Annotated in this window: 16 protein-coding genes and 4 tRNA genes; 10 read left to right on the top strand and 10 right to left on the bottom strand. The window is 41.9% G+C overall.

The window, feature by feature from the left end; translation table 11 throughout:
• The first annotated feature begins 173 nt into the window (after window positions 1-173).
• Window positions 174-980 carry a transglutaminase-like domain-containing protein gene (locus HLH16_RS04330; RefSeq protein WP_171528392.1) on the top strand — a complete coding sequence of 269 codons (807 nt, stop codon included), beginning with the start codon at window positions 174-176 and terminating at the stop codon, window positions 978-980.
• Between the two features lie 272 nt (window positions 981-1,252).
• Window positions 1,253-2,359 carry an HPP family protein gene (locus HLH16_RS04325; protein WP_171528391.1) on the top strand — a complete coding sequence of 369 codons (1,107 nt, stop codon included), beginning with the start codon at window positions 1,253-1,255 and terminating at the stop codon, window positions 2,357-2,359.
• 63 nt (window positions 2,360-2,422) lie between these two features.
• Here the strand turns inward: HLH16_RS04325 and HLH16_RS04320 are convergent, their stop codons facing one another.
• Window positions 2,423-2,689, bottom strand: coding sequence for a PspC domain-containing protein (locus HLH16_RS04320; RefSeq protein WP_067722205.1), 267 nt, complete (start codon window positions 2,687-2,689; stop codon window positions 2,423-2,425).
• Window positions 2,690-3,039: 350 nt separating this feature from the next.
• On the opposite strand from HLH16_RS04320, the gene HLH16_RS04315 reads away from it, so the two are divergent.
• The gene (locus HLH16_RS04315; protein WP_171528390.1) at window positions 3,040-3,636 is read left to right on the top strand and encodes a hypothetical protein; all 597 of its coding nucleotides are present in this window, start codon (window positions 3,040-3,042) and stop codon (window positions 3,634-3,636) included.
• 81 nt (window positions 3,637-3,717) lie between these two features.
• On the opposite strand, the gene HLH16_RS04310 is transcribed toward HLH16_RS04315, so the two are convergent.
• From HLH16_RS04310 to HLH16_RS04285, 6 genes are all read right to left on the bottom strand, one after another.
• Window positions 3,718-3,793, bottom strand: a tRNA-Lys gene (locus HLH16_RS04310).
• Between the two features lie 222 nt (window positions 3,794-4,015).
• A tRNA-Lys gene (locus HLH16_RS04305) sits at window positions 4,016-4,091 on the bottom strand.
• A 64-nt stretch (window positions 4,092-4,155) separates the two neighbouring features.
• A tRNA-Lys gene (locus HLH16_RS04300) sits at window positions 4,156-4,231 on the bottom strand.
• Window positions 4,232-4,248: 17 nt separating this feature from the next.
• A tRNA-Lys gene (locus HLH16_RS04295) sits at window positions 4,249-4,324 on the bottom strand.
• Window positions 4,325-4,517: 193 nt separating this feature from the next.
• The gene (locus HLH16_RS04290) at window positions 4,518-6,359 is read right to left on the bottom strand and encodes a long-chain-acyl-CoA synthetase (RefSeq protein WP_171528389.1); all 1,842 of its coding nucleotides are present in this window, start codon (window positions 6,357-6,359) and stop codon (window positions 4,518-4,520) included.
• Between the two features lie 173 nt (window positions 6,360-6,532).
• The gene (locus HLH16_RS04285) at window positions 6,533-10,006 is read right to left on the bottom strand and encodes an Rne/Rng family ribonuclease (protein ID WP_171528388.1); all 3,474 of its coding nucleotides are present in this window, start codon (window positions 10,004-10,006) and stop codon (window positions 6,533-6,535) included.
• Between the two features lie 757 nt (window positions 10,007-10,763).
• Here HLH16_RS04285 and HLH16_RS04280 point away from each other — a divergent pair.
• The gene (locus tag HLH16_RS04280) at window positions 10,764-11,735 is read left to right on the top strand and encodes an RluA family pseudouridine synthase (RefSeq protein WP_131287678.1); all 972 of its coding nucleotides are present in this window, start codon (window positions 10,764-10,766) and stop codon (window positions 11,733-11,735) included.
• Window positions 11,736-11,974: 239 nt separating this feature from the next.
• Window positions 11,975-12,643: an HAD-IA family hydrolase gene (locus HLH16_RS04270; RefSeq protein ID WP_171528387.1), complete on the top strand. Its 669-nt coding sequence runs from the start codon at window positions 11,975-11,977 to the stop codon at window positions 12,641-12,643.
• Between the two features lie 69 nt (window positions 12,644-12,712).
• Here the strand turns inward: HLH16_RS04270 and HLH16_RS04265 are convergent, their stop codons facing one another.
• Entirely contained in the window at window positions 12,713-13,108 is a 396-nt protein-coding gene (locus HLH16_RS04265; protein ID WP_171528386.1) for a hypothetical protein, read from the bottom strand.
• 439 nt (window positions 13,109-13,547) lie between these two features.
• Between HLH16_RS04265 and mhpD the strand changes: the two genes are divergently transcribed.
• The 5 genes from mhpD (at window position 13,548) to HLH16_RS04240 (ending at window position 19,158) form a co-directional block, all read left to right on the top strand.
• Window positions 13,548-14,345 (top strand): 2-keto-4-pentenoate hydratase, encoded by a 798-nt coding sequence (gene mhpD / locus HLH16_RS04260; RefSeq protein WP_171528385.1) that lies wholly within the window; start codon window positions 13,548-13,550, stop codon window positions 14,343-14,345.
• 25 nt (window positions 14,346-14,370) lie between these two features.
• Complete coding sequence (locus tag HLH16_RS04255) at window positions 14,371-15,285, top strand: acetaldehyde dehydrogenase (acetylating) (RefSeq protein WP_171528384.1); 915 nt, start codon at window positions 14,371-14,373, stop codon at window positions 15,283-15,285.
• Between the two features lie 10 nt (window positions 15,286-15,295).
• Window positions 15,296-16,315, top strand: a complete 1,020-nt coding sequence (gene dmpG / locus HLH16_RS04250; RefSeq protein ID WP_171528383.1) for a 4-hydroxy-2-oxovalerate aldolase — start codon at window positions 15,296-15,298, stop codon at window positions 16,313-16,315.
• 426 nt (window positions 16,316-16,741) lie between these two features.
• Window positions 16,742-18,010 (top strand): OprD family outer membrane porin, encoded by a 1,269-nt coding sequence (locus HLH16_RS04245; RefSeq protein WP_171528382.1) that lies wholly within the window; start codon window positions 16,742-16,744, stop codon window positions 18,008-18,010.
• A gap of 290 nt (window positions 18,011-18,300) precedes the next feature.
• Entirely contained in the window at window positions 18,301-19,158 is an 858-nt protein-coding gene (locus tag HLH16_RS04240) for an alpha/beta fold hydrolase (protein WP_171528381.1), read from the top strand.
• Between the two features lie 75 nt (window positions 19,159-19,233).
• Here HLH16_RS04240 and HLH16_RS04235 read toward each other — a convergent pair whose 3' ends face one another.
• Window positions 19,234-19,911, bottom strand: a complete 678-nt coding sequence (locus tag HLH16_RS04235; protein WP_171528380.1) for a DUF1345 domain-containing protein — start codon at window positions 19,909-19,911, stop codon at window positions 19,234-19,236.
• Between the two features lie 288 nt (window positions 19,912-20,199).
• Window positions 20,200-21,099 (bottom strand): DNA-binding transcriptional regulator HcaR, encoded by a 900-nt coding sequence (hcaR, locus tag HLH16_RS04230; protein WP_131287650.1) that lies wholly within the window; start codon window positions 21,097-21,099, stop codon window positions 20,200-20,202.
• Window positions 21,100-21,291: the final 192 nt, after the last annotated feature.

Genomic DNA, 21,291 nt, shown 5'->3' with positions numbered 1-21,291 from the left:
TTATTTGGTGTTTGATGACCGATTTACGCTGAGCTAAAAACCAAGAATAAATCAGATGTATAGCATTATTTAAATGAAATGGTGATAAAGATAAACGAATCTCATCCGCTTATTTAGGTGAAATTGGTTTAATCTGCATAGAATAAAATAATGCTTAAAAAATAAGGACGTTCATGACAACTTGTAAAATTCAGTGCCATTTAAAATACAAGATTGTCCAAGCCACAGAATTCATTTTTCTGATTCATGTTGTACATCATTCCGATCAAACCATTATTGAAGAACAACTGACGTTTAATCCGCCTGTCGCATGGCGTGAATTTCACGATCCGAGCCAGCAAAACCGTTATATCAGGTTGCATGCCGAAGCTTGTGATCATTTTGAAGTGAACTATAGTGCGACAGTTGAACGTCATCCTGTAAAGAATGCAGATCTTCTGCAAAACCTCAATGAAGTGGTAATTCCAGATTTACCCGATGAGGTGTTATCTTATTTGCTAGCCAGTCGTTATTGTAATTCAGATTTATTTGTAGAAATGGCGAACCGATCCTTTGGATGGATGGAGCCGGGCTATAGCCGAGTCAAGGCGATTGAGCAGTGGATTTACAACAACATTTTTTATGTTTCTGGCAGCTCTGATCAATTTACAACTGCGACAGATGTACTCATCCATCGGGCGGGGGTATGTCGTGACTTTGCCCATTTAGGCATTGCGCTGTGTCGTGCTTTGGGTATTCCGGCACGCATGGTGGTCGGTTATGTGGAAATTGAAAAATTTCTACCGGATTTTCATGCTATTTTTGAAGCCTATTTAGACGGTAGTTGGGTATTATTTGATCCGACCCGATTGGCTCCGGTAGAAAATCTCATTCGAATTGGCACTGGAATAGATGCCGGAGATGTGGCATTTTCGACCTTCTATGGCGAAATCAAGCTGATCAAAATTGAGCCGATTATTACGCAGGAGTTAGATGACTAGCCGCCATTTAAAGGGACTAAAAGTGTTGCTAAGTACAATCATTTTAAAGAAGTGCAGTACGCTGACTGTATATCCTTATCTTGTTTAAATCGCCGTAGATCATGAATGATAAATTTTGCAAAATCCTCATGGTTACTACAAACAAGATGGACATTTTTTATTTTAAAAATCTATCAATAAATTGATAATGGAAAGATATAAAATAAATACACCTTTATGCAGCATCATTCTATAATTCAAATCTTCAACTTAAAAACCACAAAAGGCGTGCTGTGTTTCATCCACAACTTGAATGGCTCAATACCTTAAAACCCAATTTCAAAGTCCTTCCGCTAAAAGACCGCCTGCTGTGTGGCATAGGCGCATTGATCGGGCTTGCACTTTCATCGCTGATCAGCTGGTGGGTATTAGGCGATATCAACGCCTGGTATATCGCGCCAATGGGGGCATCATCGGTATTGCTGTTTGCCGTACCTGCCAGTCCATTGGCTCAACCGTGGAATATGGTGGTCGGAAATAGTATTGCAGGTATTATTGGTGTGACCTGTGCGATGTATATTCCTAACTTGACGGAAGCCTTCAGTGTTGCGGTCGGTCTCTCGATTGTCTTAATGATGACCACAGATTCCTTGCATCCACCTAGTGGCGCAGTGGCAATTACTGCCGTTTTGGGTGGGGAAGCGGTACACCAGCTTGGATACAATTTTATCTTTTATCCGGTTTTATTGAATTCACTTTTATTAATGATGATTGCGATTGTATTTAATCGCATGCTGGGCAAGCAATATCCGCAAGTCGCACAAATCAACCAGCGTTCCAAAGACCCAACGCCCACTCAAAAAGTCACGATTCAACCCCATGATATTCAGGAAACTTTGGATCAACAAACTGAGCTGTTGGATATCAGTGAATATGACTTACAAAAAATTATTTTAGCGGCGCAAGAAAAAGCCAATGCAAGGGCAGTGAGCCAGTTCAAGTGTCAGGATATCATGACCAAAGACGTCATTAGCTTGGATGAAAATGAGGATATTCATTCGGCTTTGGATAAATTCAAACAGATGAATTTAATGAGCTTGCCTGTGGTCGATGCCCAGCAGCAATTGGTAGGCACACTGGCTTTATATGAAGTGGTAGAGTGGTTCAAGCGAGCGACAGACTTAAGAACTACATGGCAGCGTCAGGTTAAGGATATTATGGTGCGTCAAGTGGTTACGGTAAAACCGGAGCAACCGATTCAGGATTTGGTACCGTATTTTGTGGAGCGTTCATTTAATTATATTGCTGTGGTAGAAAACCAAAAAATGATCGGGATCATTAGCCGTGCCGATATGATTGCAGCATTGAATCAACAGTTGAATCTGGCGGCCAACATCTAAAAAATAGGCAAAAAAAAGCTACGACTCATTGGGGTAAGAGCCGTAGCATAAAACGGTAAACTATTAACGGTATGGATTAGAGTCCTGATTTACCGTACGAACCGGATTCTGATAGCCTGATCCAGCATCTATTTGAAACTGTTTTTTAGGCATGATGAGCCATAAAACCAAATAGACTAAAATTCCTGGAAATGCTGCGCTCATAACAGAAACAAGTACAAATATAATGCGGAGTAAATTTGCATTCCAACCAAATCGTTCAGCAATACCACCCATCACACCTGCAATCATATTCTGTCGGTTAGAGCGATATAAACCAACATTGGCCATCTAGGTCTCCTTAAAATTAGAAAATATATGAAGTTAAAACAACTCATCCATAATTAGAAAATGGTGATGAAAAAGACTTTTTAAAGTGATACAGCATAGAAAATAGTTAAGTTATGTAACTGGCTATGCCTGATCTCTGTCCTGCGACGTAAAATATGTTTATCTTGAAAAAGTTGATTTATATCAATAAAAATCAACTAAATATATAAATTGTATTATGATGCAATGGCATGAATATCAAGATCACTGATCCAATAAATAATTGAATGTACCCATACGCAGCTAAAGAAAATTTATGATTTCGGGGTAAGTAAGTGTTTCTAACAGCAGATTATTGTAGATGTATCCTGGTGAGTGTTTTATTGGGTCTTGTGGGCTGTAATAAGCCACTAGAAGACTCTATCGCTGAAAAAATTGAATCCGAAAATCAGCTGGTTAATTACGCTGCTGCCAATACTCAAGGCAAAAAACTGACTGAGGTAGCCGGAAAGGCCACCATGCCCGCGGATACTACAACCGCTACCCGGAAAAAAATTCCAGAAAATGCTGAACTCTATGTGGGACGTTATCAGAGTTCGATTAGCTGTGCTGATCCTTTGATGAAATGCAAAGAGGGGAGTGGAGATTTGATTATCAATTTATTAGCAGATGGTACCGCACATAGCAGCATTATCCATTTAGGCCAAATTACATTTGATTCGGACTCTTATTATCATAAAGATTCTTGGTCTTATGATGAAGAGCATCATCAAGTGATTTTGCATCGGTCAAATGGGGTAAAGTTTTTCTATAATGTGGATCAAGATCAGAGCTTGCAAATGGATTTAGATAAAATTGCCAATGCTTCAGAACAAAATAAACAATATTTTGCTGAAGGTCACCCATTTCCCCAACAGGCCTATCGTTTAGTCAAAAAAAGTACGCCAGTAAAAACCAATAAATCCTAAAATTTAAGCAAAAAAATACTCCCAATGCGGAGTATTTTTTTGAATAAAATTAAAATTTATTGGAATAATGGGGGTTAAATTTGGTGGGTTGTGAGGGGCTCGAACCCTCGACCAATAGATTAAGAGTCTACTGCTCTACCAACTGAGCTAACAACCCTGAACGAGGATTAGTGAAACAACGTTTCACCCGAGTGCAAGAAAAAATCTATGATTTTTAAAGGTGCATTAAAGCACTTTATTTTGCAACATCGGTATAGCAAAATTTCGAGAATGGCGAATCTACCGAAGGGGTATGGTTTGTCTTGGTCGGAATATTTGCAGGTTTCGTTTCTATTTGAGTACGTATATTTTAGTACAGAAAGAAGCCTTAAGAAAGATATGGTGGGCCGTCCGCGACTCGAACGCGGGACCAATGGATTAAAAGTCCACTGCTCTACCAACTGAGCTAACGGCCCATATTTTCAGAGAAAATATCTGAGAAGTAAAAAAGCTTCCCTGTAGAGAAGCTCTTTAGAATCTTGGTGGGCCGTCCGCGACTCGAACGCGGGACCAATGGATTAAAAGTCCACTGCTCTACCAACTGAGCTAACGGCCCAAGATAATCAAAATAAGTGGTGGGCCGTCCGCGACTCGAACGCGGGACCAATGGATTAAAAGTCCACTGCTCTACCAACTGAGCTAACGGCCCGAAACCAACATTCAAGCATTGCTTGGATGTACAGTGCAAGAAAATATTGTATTTTCTAAACACCACTTCGTTTTGATGGGCGTATTGTAGCAAGTTATTAAACGAGCGCAAGTAAAAAATTAGCAAACTTGTTGATGTTTGATTATAAATGCAACAAATTTGCTTTATCTAGTCAAAAAACATACGTTTTGAATTAGAAACGATATTGATAGGCTTGAATATTGTTGAATATTTCTGCCGTTAAATCACAATATTCTGTGGCATTTGGCAGTAAAACCAACAAGCGTTCATCGGTTTTATGGGAATCAAAAGCCTGTTCTTTTAACTTGTTCTTTTGGTATTTAAAAGTACCGGTGGTTTCCACCTGTGTTTGAATGCGTAAAAACACCGGAACAGCATAAGCAGGCAAGCATTTTTTAAACTCGGTTGCCATTTGCTTTAAATCTTCTGCGGTTAATTCTGCACCCTCTGCCAGCGTAATTGCCGCCATACCAGCCCGACCGTTGGTATTGGGGATTTCTACGCCATAAACCACAGCTTCAGCAATTTTTTCATATTCGCTGACTACATTTTCCACTTCAGTGGTAGATACATTTTCACCTTTCCAGCGGAATGTATCACCTAAACGGTCTACAAATTGGGCATGACGGAAGCCAATATCTCGTACCAGATCGCCCGTATTGAAGTATGCATCGCCATGTTTAAACACATCTTTCATGATGACGGATTTATTCTTTTCAGGATCGGTATAGCCATCAAAGGGTGAGCGACGGGTAATTTTACCGATCAATAAACCGACTTCACCTTTTTTGACTTTCTTGCACCAGCCTTTGGTGTCTTTCACCGGTGCATTGCTTTCTTTATCAAACTCAACAATGGCATAAGGTGTAGGGGAGAAGCCGACGGTGTTGTCAAAGTTAAATACGTTACTGAAACCGACATTACCTTCGCTTGAAGCATAGAGTTCAAGAATTTCTTCGATACCAAAACGTGCCTTGAATTTGTCCCAGATATTCGGGCGCATGCCATTACCGATCATTTTTTTCACACGATGACCGTGTTCAAGTTCAGATACAGGCGCATCCATCAGATAACGGCACAATTCACCAACATAGCCAATTGCCGAGACATCAAATTTTTGCACATCTTTCCAGAAAGCAGAGGTTGAATATTTGCGTCTTAATGCTAGTGTGGCACTGCCTGCAATGACACCACACCAACAAACCACGATCCCCGTCGCATGGTAGAGCGGTAAGGTCACGTACATGACGTCATCTTTATTCAGGTTTAACACATGCCCATAGGTGCCATAGGCCAAAGTCCAGCGGCTATGCGTGAAAATGACCGCTTTGGGTAAACCGGTGGTACCCGAAGTGTAGATGTAAAATAAACCGTCTTTACCTTGAATGGTATGCGTGGTCGGGGTATTAAATTGGGGAAAATGATCAACTTTATCCGCAAGATTTGCCCAGTCTTTTGGTGCTGTACCTGCATCAATTCGGGTGGCTTGATCTGCAAACCAGTGAAAACGGTCTGCTGCAAGTGCTAAGTCTTGACGGACTTCTTCTACAGCATGACGGCATTCTTCACCGACAATGACTGCAATGGGTTTCACCAGGTTAATGCTATGCGTCAGTGCCTTACCAGTTTGCGATGTATTGACCAAAGCTGAGGTCACGCCAATTTTTGCTAAAGCAACGACGGTCGCGACCAGTTCAGGGCGGTTTTCCACCATCACGGCAATGACATCGCCTTTACAGGCGCCAAGGGACAGATAAAAGTGTCCGATTTGGTTGGCCCATTCATTCAGTTCTTGATAACTAAATTTTTGATCTTCGAATAATAGCGCTGTACCGTGAGGATTGCGTTTTACGGCTTTTTCAAAGGCGATGCCTAAGCCTGCAGGGGTGTTGGATGTGCGTAAATAGGCTTGCTTCAGACCACTCAATAGATGAGGGACTTTGCTCATGAATTTGGGTAATTTTGCTGCGACATCAGCAATACCAATAAGATCGCTCTGTGTGCTGTGGTTCATAAGAATCCTATTTATTTTTCATAATCCAATATGTCTATTTGTTTGCGGTCATCTGTACAGTTGTCTTTTTAATCGTTTAATCCTAGTGCAATCAACCTAATTTGACAAAAGTATCAAAAAAAACCTAGTCACCGAAATGACTAGGTTTTTTTTATTCGCTGCATTAGAGCTAATTATGACTCATTTGCAGGAGTTACTTTCTTCGGTGGACGACCGCGAGGACGACGGGGGCGGACAGGTTTGTCAGCGTCATCATCAGCATCAGGGGTGTCCGCATCAGCTTTTGGCTCAGCCAGTGCTTGTACGTCTTGAGCAACCTCTACCGGCAGTTCAGATTGAACCGGTTTTGGCTTTACTGCCTTTTCAACAGGGGCTGCTTGAACAGCTTCCTCGATTGGCTCTGCAACCACTTCTGGAGCGACTACAACTTCAGCAGCTTCCGTCACTGGTGCTTCTTCGACTGTAACTTCCGGAGTTTCCGTCACCGGTGCTTCTTCGATCACAGCTTCTGGTTCTGTAACCGGAGCAACTTCAGCAGTAGTTGTTTCAGCAACTTTCTTTGCAGCTTCAGGTTCGCTATGTGCTTGCTTGGCTTGCTCTAAAGCTTGTTCCGCAGCAAGTTTTGCTAAACGACGACGTTCACGTGGATCGTTGGCAACACGGTTGTCCGAAACAGCACGAGGTGGGGTTAAGTCCAATACAGGCGCTGGTTCAGCCTCAGGTGTAGCTTTGGTTACTACAGCAACATCGCGTGTAACCGGCTGTGCTGGTGCTTCCGCTTCAGTGGCCTGAGACAGCATAGTCGCCGCATATTGCTCAGTGAATTTCACCAATGCACGGTTGAAGGTTGGGATTAAGCCAAATTGTTCAATCAGCACTGAACAGTCTTCACCATAAACATGGCGAATTAAGCTGCCCACTGTATATTGACCCAAAGTTGGAACCTGAGATGGGTTCAATTTTGGAGCTTGAGCCTGTTTTGCATGAGCTTCACGTTTTTGACGACGGCGCATACGCGGATCGTTGCTTGCACGTTTGTCAGCAGGACGTGATTGCTGTGGCTCGCGAGTTTCAGTCGTTGCGGCTGGTTTTTCTTCCTTCGCAACGACCGGTTTCTCAACGACAGGTGCTTTGATTTCGGCAACAGCAACAGCTGCAGTTTGAGCAATTGGCGCTTCAACAATAGCTGCTGTTGCATTTAACGCGACAATTTCACTTTTCGCCTGATCGACATTGACCACCAATGCAGTTGGAATAACATCCTGACGAGGCGTATCAATCACTTCGACTTTAGGTTGTTGTTCATTGACTACAGGAGCTGCAATGGCTTGTTGTGGAGCAGCCTGTTCGTTCAATACGCTTTGATCGCGGTGACGATTTGGGCGGTTTGGACGTTGCGGGCTATTGCGGTCACGACGTGGAACAGCATTTTGCTCTGTTTGAGTTTCAGACGCTTGTTGTTCAACGTGTTGACGTCGAGTCGGACGCTTGTTGTCACGTTGATCTTGGCGCTGATCTTGACGTGGTTCTGGGCGCTGTTCTTGACGCTGCTCGTGACGAGGAACCTGAACAATTTCTTCATGCACTTGATTTTGTTGATTGTCATGCTGAACTTGTTCACGTTGCTCTTTAGGCTTGTTACGCTTTTTATTGTGACGTTGCGCTTTTTCTTCTCTATCAGAATACTTATCCGCAACTTCACGCTGTTCCTGTTTTGGAGTTACAGCTGCATTTGGCGTTAAGTAAACATTGTTGCTTGCAGTTGCAACCGGTGCGCTTGGAGCAGGTGCAGATGTGGCAACCTGACCGAATTGGCCACGGCTCACAGCACCCTCATTGATCATTTGTTCAATGGCAGCAGCAGCATTGTTTGCAGTACGTGCTTGATCAACTGTTTTTGCTTGCTTTTGCACAAACAGGTTTTCTAACCATGCACATGGGCTTGCTGAAGCTTGAGCAGCAGGCACAACTTGAGCTGGCTGTTGTTGCTGTACTTCTTGAGCCACTTGTTGTGGACGACGTTGTGGCTTGTTGTTTTGGTTTTTGGCTTGTTGCTGAGCAGGCGCTTGTGCGGCAGCTAGAGCTTGTTGCTCACCTTCCAAATGCCATTCAGAAGATTCGTAACCCAACTCTTTTTCGCTTGAACGGGTTGCTTCTGTACGTTCATAGCTGGTTGGTGCAAAACCTTCAGCATTATAAGTGATTTCGTAATGCGGTGTTTCCAAGTGCGGATGTGGCAACACGGTTACACGTACATTTGAAGTCTGTTCTAAATAAACCAGCGTGTGGCGCTTTTCATTCAATAAGAATGCTGCAATTTCAACTGGAACTTCAACCTGAACTTCACCATGACGTTCACGCAGTGCAATTTCTTCCACTTTACGCATGATAGACAGCGAGAGAGAGCGTAAGTCACGCACCATGCCGGTACCATGGCAGCGCGGGCATACATAACCCGTAGCTTCTTCAAGCGATGGACGCAAGCGTTGACGGCTCATTTCCATTAAGCCAAAACGAGACAATTGACCGAACTGGATACGGGCACGATCGCTTTGGGTTGCTTCACGAAGTTTTGCTTCAACCATACGTTGATTGCGGTCTTTGGTCATGTCGATGAAATCGATCACCACCAAACCACCGATATCACGTAAACGCAGTTGACGTGCAATTTCTTCAGCTGCTTCCAGGTTGGTATTTAGCGCCGTGTCTTCAACGTCGCTACCACGTGTTGATTTCGCCGAGTTAATGTCGATAGACACTAAAGCTTCAGTTTGGTCGATCACGATTGAACCGCCCGAAGGAAGTTTTACTTCACGTTCATAGGCCGTTTGAATTTGGCTTTCAATCGCAAAATGCGCGAATAAAGGCTCATTTAGAGTATAGGTTTTGAGTTTTTCTAACTGACGCGGCATCACGGCTTTTACGAAGTTATAGGCTTCGGTATACGCTTGTTCAGAGTCAATTAAAATTTCTGCAACATCGTCACGTAAATAGTCACGAATGGCACGTGTTACCACGCCAGCTTCCTGATGCACCAACATTGGTGACGGACCAGAACTTGCTGTGGTTTGGATTTGTGCCCAAAGATCCATCAGGTGTTGCAAGTCAAGTTGCAATTCTTCCTGTGAACGACCAATACCTGCAGTACGAACAATCACGCTCATGCCACGAGGAATATTCAGTGATGCCAACATTTCTTTCAATTCTTCACGAACTGAACCGGAAATTTGACGACTGATACCGCCACCTTTAGGGTTGTTTGGCATAAGCACCAAATAACGACCGGCAAGCGAGATAAAGGTAGAAAGGGCAGCACCTTTATTGCCACGTTCTTCTTTTTCCACCTGAACAAGAAGTTCTGTGCCTTCAGTGATCAATTCGCGGATATTTGAAGTTTGACGAGGGTCTGCTTTGTAGTAGGAGTTTGCGATTTCACGCATAGAGAGGAAGCCTTGACGACCGGCACCATACTCAACAAAAACAGCTTCTAAAGAAGGTTCAACGCGAGTCACGTGACCTTTATAGATATTGGATTTCTTTTGTTCACGGGTACGATTCTCTAAATCAAAATCGTAAAGACGCTGACCAGTGACAAGTGCAACGCGAATCTCTTCGGCATGTGTTGCATTAATCAACATACGTTTCATGGGTGTAACACCTAATAGTGATACACAACAAAACATCGCTATTCACGTAGCGAACATCACACATTACGGATCAATACCCAGATCTCAAATAAACGCTTGTGGTCTGAGCTTTTTTACCGGCCTTTTTTTGGGGCTTCGGTTTTTGATTCACGTATTGAGGATGGCAATACGGCTTCAATCTTTAAACGATTAAAGTCACCTGAACGCTTCACTGGCGGACAAACGGTGCATTAGATGTGAGTAACTTTCACTGTCACGCAGCTTGAAGATCATCCCTTCCATTAAGATAGAGCGTCTTGATACGGAATTATCATCGTATCTTTGCTTTATGTGCAGATCCAATGCATCAACGTTGTAGCCTGAATGCGACTTCAGGGTGCGACTAATCTGATGTGTATCAGTTTACGTTTAAAAACCAACTTGAGGTTGGCGACATATTTTTTAGGGCAAACTGATTTATGTACATAAGTACAATTAAACGCAACAGTTTGCTTTTTTGCCGATATAATAAGCCTTCGGCGTCGGCATATTCTTTAGGGACCTTTCCGTATTTAATGTGAATGGTGAAATTTAATGTTGAGCTTCAAAAATATTGAAGTGATTAAATTTTTTCACACTAACAGTGGTATCCGTGTGCTGACTATATCAAACCTTGCATCATCTGCCTATGGGTTAAGCTTATGTTTCTTGTGTAAAGCATAGCCTAAGTGATCAGTTTTTAATCAATTTTAGTATTTTTTTGGGTCATAGTAACTGTATGAATTCTACGCAAGAATGGCAAAGTGTCACTTGGTTTGAAGTGGACGAGCATCAATCAGGCCAACGCATCGATAATTTTTTATTTTCCCGGCTTAAAGGTGTGCCTAAAAGTCGTATTTATCGTTTGATGCGTGAAGGACAAGTTCGGGTCAATAAAAAGCGTATCAAAGCGGAAACGAAACTTGCAATTGGCGACCAAATTCGCGTTGCGCCCATTCGTTATGAGCCTAAAGATGAAACGCCGGTACCGGTATCGGACAAAGTGGCTCAAAGCCTGCTCAGCCGTGTGGTTTATGAAGATGAAGGCCTGATGGTGGTGAATAAACCTTCAGGGATTGCCGTGCACGGTGGTAGTGGCGTGGCCTATGGTCTGATTGAAGGTTTACGCGCAGCAACCGGCAAGAAATATCTGGAACTGATTCATCGTATTGACCGTGATACTTCCGGCCTGGTGATGATCAGTAAAAAGCGCAGTACTTTAAAAACCCTGCAAGATTTACTGCGTGAACACAAAATTAAAAAAACCTATGCGGCGATTGTGAAAGGCAATGTCGTGATCGATCGTCAACTGATTGATGCACCTTTACACCGTTATGAGCTTGCCAATGGCGAGCGTCGTGTATGCGTCTCTAAAGAAGGTAAAGAGTCTAAAACGCAGTGGAATGTGGCTGAGCGCTTTATGCATGCAACGCTTGTCTATGCATCGCCGCTTTCAGGTCGTACCCATCAGATTCGTGTACATGGTTTAAGTATTGGTCATCCTTTAATTGGCGATGAAAAATATGGTCATGAAACTGCATACAAAGGTCCGAAAGCACGTCGTTTATGTTTGCATGCATTGCGTCTGGAAATTCCGGGTTATGAAACCATTGAAGCGCCATTGCCTGAAGACATGCAGAGTCTGGTGGCACAGTTACGTGCACAGAAGAAAGATAAAGAACCGGTTTTAACGGATCGTGACCAAGACTGAAGTTCTTCTCTCAAGCAGCGGGAGTATTCGATGAGTAGTCCCGTCACCCAAGAGTAATTAAAAAAATTTATGATGTAAAAACGATATGCAATGGCGACATCCATGTCGCCATTGCATGGCAGATATTTGTTTTGAATTTTCTCTGAAAATTTTATTCCTCTTTTGTGGGTAAAGAGATCGACCGAGATATTTAAAGATAAATGCTAGGTTTTGCATTGAATCAAATATTGGATTAATTCATGAAAAAAGCGGTAGAACTTGTCATTTTCGATTGGGATGGCACTTTATTTGATTCAGTCGGTCAGATTGTTGACAGCCTAAAATTTGCTGCCATGCAATTTCAGCAACCCTTAACGCATGAAGCTGCGAAAAGCATCATTGGTTTAGGTCTACCGGAAGTCGCGCAAGTGTTATTTCCAGAGGTGCCTGAATTGCACGCTGATATTTTGCAATGTTATGCGACTCACTATGTTGAAAACTCGAAAGGTGATGCATGGTTTGAGGGTGTGGCGGAATTGTTGAATGATCTAATGCAGCAGGGGGTAAAACTTGCGGTTGCCACCGGGAAAAGCCGTAAAGGTTTAGACCGTGTGTTAAGTCAAACCCAGAGTCATGCGCTTTTTGTCGTGACCCGTGCAGCAAGTGAAACCAAATCTAAACCTGATCCTCTGATGCTGGCAGAAATTTTGCACATTACCGGTGTCAATGCTGAAAATGCGATTATGGTCGGTGATACATCTTATGACTTGGAAATGGCACAAAACATTGCCATGCCACGTATTGGGGTGAGTTATGGGGTGCATACACCTGAAACGCTGGCCCAATATAATCCGCTTGCCATTGCAGAGGATGTCGCAAGTCTGCATCAGGTGCTCTTAAATCAGGTGAATTTAAAACAGGCAGTTTAAGATCCATCGGATGCTCAAAAGGGTGATTTCAAATCACCCTTTTTTATACGTATTAAATTCTAAATTAACTTATTGAATTCTAAATTTTTGCACATCAGGTTTGTGGTTACCCCAACCGGTCCAGTAATTGACCACAGTGACGGTTTTATTTTGGATACTCATAATTTTATAAAGATCATTACGCGGCGGTGAAATTTCATTGGGACGAATGACTTCAGTCATCATAAAAATTTCTGGTGTAATCCAGCTAATACGCCATGCATCGGTATTGGAGTAGCCACGACTACATTCCATTTCATTTTGCCAGGCCGCAGCGGTTGCTTGAGGATTAAATTTTAGTCCTGCACAACTTGCGCCATTTAAAATTAAATATTTGTTTTTGAGTTGGTTTTGATAATCTTGTGCAAAGGCTGTATGACATAAAGGGGTGAGTAAAGCCGTTAACAACAGTGTTCTGATTTTCATTGCTAATATTTTAAGTCCTTGTTTTTAATTATTTAAAAATATCATGTTGATTGAACAATGAATATGTCGTTTTTACCCAAAATACAGCGATACTCTCATCTTTTAGTCGTAGGCGGGATTGATTGTTAAAATGAATCACCTGTATTGCAGAGCTGCTGACTCGGATATCATGCAATATCTAGGCTAAGTGCTTTGTATCAATCAAAAAAGTAGAATTCCTTTTATAGGTAATAGCTATTGTAAAAAATAAAATAAGTATTGGCATAAAAAGCGCATTTTTTAGATTCTAAATCAGTTTATACATATACACGTTTTTCCAAGATGGGCAGCACCGATTTGCTGATCGGTTTGATCATTTGCATAGAATTTTTCTGATTGTTCATTCCATTTCCATCGATCACGGTATAAGTCCAATTTTTTGCAGTTTAAGGAAACATTGATGTCGAATTCTGCTGTTGTTGAATCAGTCGCCTTAGCGCTTAGAGAAGCTGAGTTGTCACAAACTGCGATTGCACCGATTCGCCCGCAACTGGGTGGTGAAAGTGCGGATGTAGATATTGCCTACGCAGTTCAAGAAGTAAATACCCAACGTGCCCTAAGCGAAGGACGTCGTTTAGTCGGCCGCAAAATCGGTTTGACTTCAAAAGTTGTACAAGCTCAACTCGGTGTAGATCAGCCTGACTTCGGGATGTTGTTTGCAGACATGTCGTATGGGGATGGCGAAGCAATTCCGGCAGGTCTCTTGATTCAGCCTAAAGTTGAAGCAGAAATCGCATTGGTGATTAATAAAGATCTTACTAAAGAACATCATACCTATGCAGACATTATCAGTGCGACTGAATATGCCTTGCCCGCGGTAGAAGTGGTGGATAGCCGTATCGAAAACTGGAAAATCTCACTGATTGATACTGTTGCCGATAATGCCTCTTCAGCGGCTTTTGTTTTGGGTTCACGTCCAGTGAAACTTGAAAACCTGGATTTGGTGAACTGCAAAATGACCATGACCCGTAGTGATGAAGTGGTCTCTCAAGGTGTAGGTAAAGCCTGCCTTGCAAATCCATTAAACGCTGCGGTTTGGCTGGCGGATGAAATGGTTCGTCGTGGTCGTCCACTGTTGGCGGGTGACATCGTATTGACCGGTGCATTGGGTCCAATGGTTGTTGCACACACGGGTGATGAATTTAAAGTTGAAATTGAAGGCTTTGGTTCTGTTGTTGCTGCATTTGCTGCTGAATAAGTCTGTATTTTAAGAGAGTACGTTAATGAAAAAGATTAAATGTGCATTAATCGGTCCGGGTAATATCGGTACAGATTTGCTTTACAAACTTCAACGTAGTGAAGTTTTAGAACCTGTATGGATGGTGGGGATTGACCCGACTTCTGAAGGTTTGGCGCGTGCAGCGAAAATGGGTATCAAAACCACTGCTGAGGGTGTGGACGGTTTATTGCCACACGTTTTAGCAGACAATATTCAAATTGCTTTTGATGCAACTTCTGCATATGTACATGCTGAAAACAGCCGCAAGTTGAATGACCTTGGCGTACAAATGATTGACTTGACGCCTGCAGCGATTGGTCCATTCTGCGTACCGCCAGTAAATCTGGAAGCTTTGCTTGAACAAGGTGAATTACCGAATGTAAACATGGTGACATGTGGCGGTCAGGCAACCATTCCTATGGTGGCAGCGATTTCACGTGTTCAAGCTGTGAACTATGGTGAAATCATCGCAACGGTATCCACGAAATCGGTTGGTCCGGGTACACGTAAAAACATTGATGAATTTACACGTACCACTGCGGGTGCAATTGAGCAAGTAGGTGGCGCGAAACAAGGTAAAGCCATCATCATCATCAACCCTGCAGAGCCACCATTAATGATGCGTGACACTGTGCACTGTCTTGTTGAAGGCGAACCTAATCAAGCTGCAATCACAGCATCTGTGCATGCCATGATTAAAGAAGTTCAAAAATATGTACCAGGTTACAAACTTGTAAATGGTCCAGTATTTGACGGCAACCGTGTTTCGATGTTCCTGGAAGTGGAAGGTTTGGGTGATTACTTGCCTAAATATGCCGGTAACCTGGACATTATGACTGCAGCTGCTGCACGTACTGCAGAAATGTTTGCAGAACGTCTCATTGCTAACCAAGCAGCGCAAGCTGAAGCAGAAGCTTAAGGAGCAGACCATGTCAAAAATTATTATTAATGATATGACGTTACGTGATGGTATGCACCCAATGCGCCATCAAACTACACCAGAGCAAATGGTTGCAATTGCAACTGCACTTGATGATGCTGGTGTGCCTTTAATCGAAGTAACACATGGTGACGGCTTAGGCGGTAACTCTGTGAACTACGGTTTTGCAGCTGCAACGGATGAAGAATATTTAACAGCGGTTATTCCAAAGCTTAAACAAGCCAAAGTATCTGCACTGTTAATTCCGGGTATTGGTACGGTTGACCATTTAAAAATGGCTCACGATGTAGGTGTAGCAACCATTCGTGTTGCAACCCACTCTACAGAAGCTGACGTTTCTGAACAGCACATTACTGCTGCGCGTAAACTGGGCATGGACACTGTGGGCTTCTTGATGATGGCACACATGGCTTCTCCAGAAAAACTTCTCGAAGAAGCTCAAAAAATGGTGTCTTACGGTGCAAACTGTATCTATGTCACTGACTCTGCGGGTTATATGTTGCCGAATGACGTAACTGACCGTGTGGGTATTTTACGTGCCAACTTGGCTTCAGACATCGAAATCGGTTTCCATGGTCACCATAACTTGGGTATGGGCGTTGCGAACTCTGTGTCAGCGGTTCAAGCGGGTGCAACTCGTGTCGATTTGGCATCTGCCGGTTTAGGTGCAGGCGCAGGTAATACGCCACTTGAATTGTTTGTTGCGGTTGCTAACCGTATGCAAATGGAAACAGGTGTGGACTTGTTCAAAGTTCAGGATATTGCTGAAGAACTGATTGTTCCAATGATGCAGCAACCGATTCGTGCCGACCGTGATGCAGCAACTTTAGGTTATGCAGGTGTTTACTCATCATTCCTGTTGTTTGCTAAACGTGCTGAAGCGAAATATGGTGTTTCTGCTCGTGAAATTCTGATGGAATTGGGTCGCCGTGGTACGGTGGGTGGTCAGGAAGACATGATTGAAGACTTGGCATTGACCATGTCTAAAGCCAAAGAAGCTCAAGCTTAATTTTAAAATTTTTCTTTTAAATTAAGTGCTAAAAAGCACCCCATTGAGGGTGCTTTTTTTATGGCTAAACATTGCTATTTATAGATAAAAAATATCATGAAATATATAAAATATATTAAAATAATCAATTATTTAAGATGCTTTAAAAACTGCTTAAACCTAAAAACGATTAATAAGAAAAATTTAACGCCCAAAAGCTGATATTTTCTTAAAAATAAACAAGAGAACAAGGCTTTAAGAATAATGAAATAAATTTAGGGCAAAATATCTTATTGCTTAAAGTTCTTAACAATCGTTGATGGCGAATCTTAAAAAATAAAAAAGCCGGATGAATGCGCTTAATCTTAATACTCTGGTCTGATTTTTTTTGGCTGCATTGTTGAGCATGATGGTGTCATAGCTTAATTTGATCACTGGGAATGAGCCATGCGTCGTCAAACACTATGGATAGCAATCTGTGTTGCTGCTGCAACACTAGGTACAACTGCAACGAATGCAGAATTTATCGACGATAGCCAAGTCCAATTAAAATTCAAAAATTTCTATCTTGACCGTCAGATTGCAGCAACACCAGATAAAAACTGGGGTTCATGGTCACAAGGGATTACCCTGGATGCGAAGTCCGGCTATCAAGATATTGGTGGCGGTGTACAAGTTGGTGCAGATCTTCTTATTCAGCATGCGTTCCGTTTGAATGGTCGTGACAATAATCCTGACTGGGTTTTACCGCATGAAGGACCGGGCAAAGGGCAAAAAGATAATTTTGGTAAAGTGGGTGCGACCTTAAAAGCCAAGGTTTCACAAACTGAATTGAAAGTCGGTGAATTACTGCCGGTATCTCCAGTATTGGTCTTCGATCCATCACGTCAGTTGCTGACGACTTTTAGCGGTGCATGGTTAGAATCTAAAGACATTAAAGATACCAAGTTAACCCTTGCTTATATTGATGGCATTAACAACCGTTATGATAATCAGTTTCGTGATTTAACCAAGTTCAATCCGGGTGCAGGTCAGTTTGATACGGGTAAAACTGCCGACGGTATGTATATCGCAGGTGTAGATCATCAATTCAACAAAGAGATTGGTGCAAGCTACTGGTATGCAGATGTAAAAGACATCTACCAGCAGCATTATGTCGGTGCGAATTACAAAACCACATTAGGTGAAAAAGCTAAATTAGACAGCCATATCCGTTACTTCGATAACTCGGAGTCAGGTGACAAGCTGTATGGTCCAATTGATAACCAGGCATTATCTGCAGGTGCAAAAGTTAATTACGGCGCACACACAGTCGGGTTGGGCTATCAGCAAATGTTTGGCGAAACAGCATTCCCGACATTGGGTGGCTGGGTGCCACAGCCTTACCTTGTAAACTGGGGTGTAGCAACCTTCACCAATGCGAATGAAAAATCATGGGGATTCACCTATGGTTATGACTTCTCTGAATTGGGTGCGAAAGGTTTAAATGCTACTGCAGTGTACTTCATCGGTTCAGATGCAGATGTGAAAACATCTCCAACGACTACTTTGAAAGACCAAAAGTCTGATGAGCTGAATTTGATTGTGAACTACACAGTGCCTGAAGGTAAGTTGAAAGGTTTAGGCTTCCAAGCGATGTATATTGATGCTGACTATGACTGGAAAAGCGACCTTAAGGAATATCGTGTAGCAACTACCTATACCTATAAGTTCTAAATCATTGCATGAAAAAAGAGCGACTGTTGATCAGTCGCTCTTTTTTTTGAGCTCACAATATTTTGGCTTGAAATACCTTAAGCAAATTATGGGTATGATTTTATTTTAATTGCATAAAAACAAAGACATAAATAATCGTTTTTTTATAGGATTTGATCGTAAATTTGTATCAGTTTGCAGGTCTTGAACGGTTAATATAAAGATGTAAAAAGTCATTTTAATGAGTCAACTTGACGTCGAATTCTTGTAATAGAGGGACACGCAAGCGAAAGACTGTAAGAGGAATCCATATGAGCACTGTTCAAATCCCTGACTATCAAACAGATCCATTCTTTGGCTTAGAAGACAAATGGATTGAAACCGCTGAAGGCGAGTTGACGCATTACCACGAAATTGGTGAAGGTACACCTATTCTATTTTTACACGGTTCAGGTACAGGCGTATCTGCTGCTGCAAACTGGTGGTTAAACTTGCCACAAATTGGTGAGCAAGCACGTTGTATCGCAATTGATACCATCGGTTATGGTCAAAGTGTGGTTGCACCAGGTACAGCTTATGGTATCCGCGCTTGGGTTGATCATGCAATTCGTACTTTAGATGCTTTAGGGATCGAAAAAACCTGGTTAGTTGGTAACTCTTTGGGTGGCTGGTTAGCATTCCAGATGGCACTTGATTACCCTGAACGTGTTTTGGGTATCGTGTCTATGGGTACTGGTGGTGCGAAACAGACTGCTGCACTTAAAGCTCATGCAAATCCGGTACTTACTGAAGAAGGCATCAAGAAAACCTTGTCTATGTTTGTGGTGAACAAAGACTTGATCACTGATGAACTGGTTAAAGTACGTTTTGATTCTGCGAAAAACGATTACGCGTCTGACCGTCTGATGGATGTGGTTGGCGCACGTGACCGTGACCGTTTCGAATTCCCGCTTGATTTCGAAAAAATGAAAGAAATCAAAGTTCCTGTACTTTTGATTCATGGCGTACAAGACGTGGTGATTCCTGTGTCTCGTTCATGGGATATATTGAACATTGTTCCACATGCTGATGCACACATCTTCAGCCAATGTGGTCACTGGTCTCAAGTTGAAAAATCTGAAGAATTTAATACGGTAATTAAAAATTATTTAACAGCTCGTGGTGTTTAATCACGCTGTATGAATACAATGAAAAAGGATGGCGACAGTCATCCTTTTTTTATGCCTTTAATTAAGTCCTAACAATTAAGTGCTAATAAAGTTAGCTGTCACATTGATACTGATGGCCAAAATGGTGGTGTTAAATCCATACGCCAACAGCAAGTGTAAAGTGTTTAATACCCGCATAGATTGGGTGGTAATCGAGACATCCGCTGTTTGCGCTGAAGTTCCTACGACATAACTGAAATACAGAAAGTCAGGATATGTCGGCTGTGGTGATTTGGGAAAATCCAGTCCGCCATCTTTATGTTTTTCCAATGCCAGATAAAAGTCATGGGCATAATGAATCGCAAAGATGGTATGCATAAAAAACCAAGCAGAACTAATGGTGAGGATGGATAAGATTAAGTGACCTGTTCGAATGGTGGTATCTGCGGGTAAATGATTAATTTCAATAACGATGGCAATGAAACACATGATTAAAGTCATGATCACCAGGAGTAAAATCAGCCATTTACTGGCATCTTGTTGTCGTGCTCGTTGCAAAATATTGGTATGTTCTGTATGCCATAATTGCTTTAGGGTTAACAATAAATAGCCATAAATCGCGATATTCCAGCTGATTAAAAGACAGGTAGACCAGCCCCATGGGGTCAGCCAGTGCAAAAAATAATAGAAAATAGCGATGGCAGGAAAAGTAAAAAAGAAATAAGGGTGGTATCGAACACCTACTTTTATACGATGCAGCGGGTCTATTTGCATAATTTTCCCTATATTGGTCTTTATTTTTTACAAATATTTTAAAAAAGGTTGTGCTGGGCTTATTAGACTTAAGTTGTAATTTTCTAATTATGAGATATTTTTATAAATGATTGAAAGAAAAGTTATACGTTATTTCCCATAATGAGGGGCTTTAAAACGGTGAATTTTTATAAGACTTCAGTCTAATGTGAGAGAAAAATAATCAAAATGGTGCAAAAAAAGACACCATTATTTTTCTGATAAATAATGGTGTGCTCAATTGAAAAAAGTGAATGTGTAAAAAATTGATCAATCGCGATTGATATTCAGATAAAACACTCGGGTCAGTAATTCAATAAATTTCTGTACAGCGACAGAGCTACTGTTTTTGTGGTAACTCACATAAAGGTCGAGATAAGGAAGCTCAACATCTAGCGTACGAATGACAGAATTACTGGTGGTCAAGGGTGCAACATAACCCGGCAGAATGGTACAACCTAGTCCCATGCCTACAGAGTTGATGTTAAACAAGATGTTGTCTGCTTTTTGCACAATGTTGAATTCAATTCCATTGGCTTTGGCAAAATCCAGAATCGCGTTGTGTAGCGTTAAAGACTGTTCAGCAGCAGGAATAATAAAATCGATCCCATTCAATGCCTTAACTGGAATGCGCTCATACTTCGCCAAAGGATGGTTTTCTGGCAAAATAAAGATAAGTGGTTCACGTAAAACAAATAAACTTTCTATTTCATCACTATTGGAATTGTGTCGGGTAAACGTGACATCCAGTTCACCTTTCTTCAATAGTTTCATCTGCTCATTGTTGTTCAGACTGAGCAATTCAATTTTTAAATCCGGGTTTTGCACACGTAAATTCGGTAGTACATAGGGGAAAATTTTCATTTCCGCCACAGGTACAAAACCAATACGCAGCATTTGCTGTTTGGCTTGCGAGACTTGACGTGCCATGGCAATGGCTTTGTCTGCCTGTGCCAGCGTCAAACGGGCTTGTTCTAGAAATACCGCGCCTTCTTCCGTGAGTTCAACTTTCCGTTTGGTACGATAGAGCAGTTGTACGCCTACATCTTCTTCAAGGTCTTTAATTTGCTGACTTAAAGAAGGTTGGGCGGTATAAAGCTTTAACGCAGCTTTACTAAAGTTCAGTTCTTCTGCAACGGTGATAAAATATCGAAGATGTCGTAATTCCATATAACCAGTCCAATGAGTAATCCAAAAAATGTCTTACTATAATTTGGAGGAAGTATAATCTATAAACAACTATTCCGTGAAGATGATTCTGCCATTTAGAAAATAAATGGTCTTGCATTTTTCATGACGATTTTAATATAGGAAATAACACTACTAATAATCCATAAAATATCTTAATTGAAACAAAAAAAA

Origin of the sequence: Acinetobacter sp. ANC 5378 (assembly GCF_013004315.1) — a bacterium.
In the GTDB taxonomy this organism is placed as follows: Bacteria; Pseudomonadota; Gammaproteobacteria; order Pseudomonadales; family Moraxellaceae; genus Acinetobacter.
The sequence above is the reverse complement of the archived record's forward strand: the minus strand, read 5'-3'. Positions and strand labels throughout refer to the sequence as shown.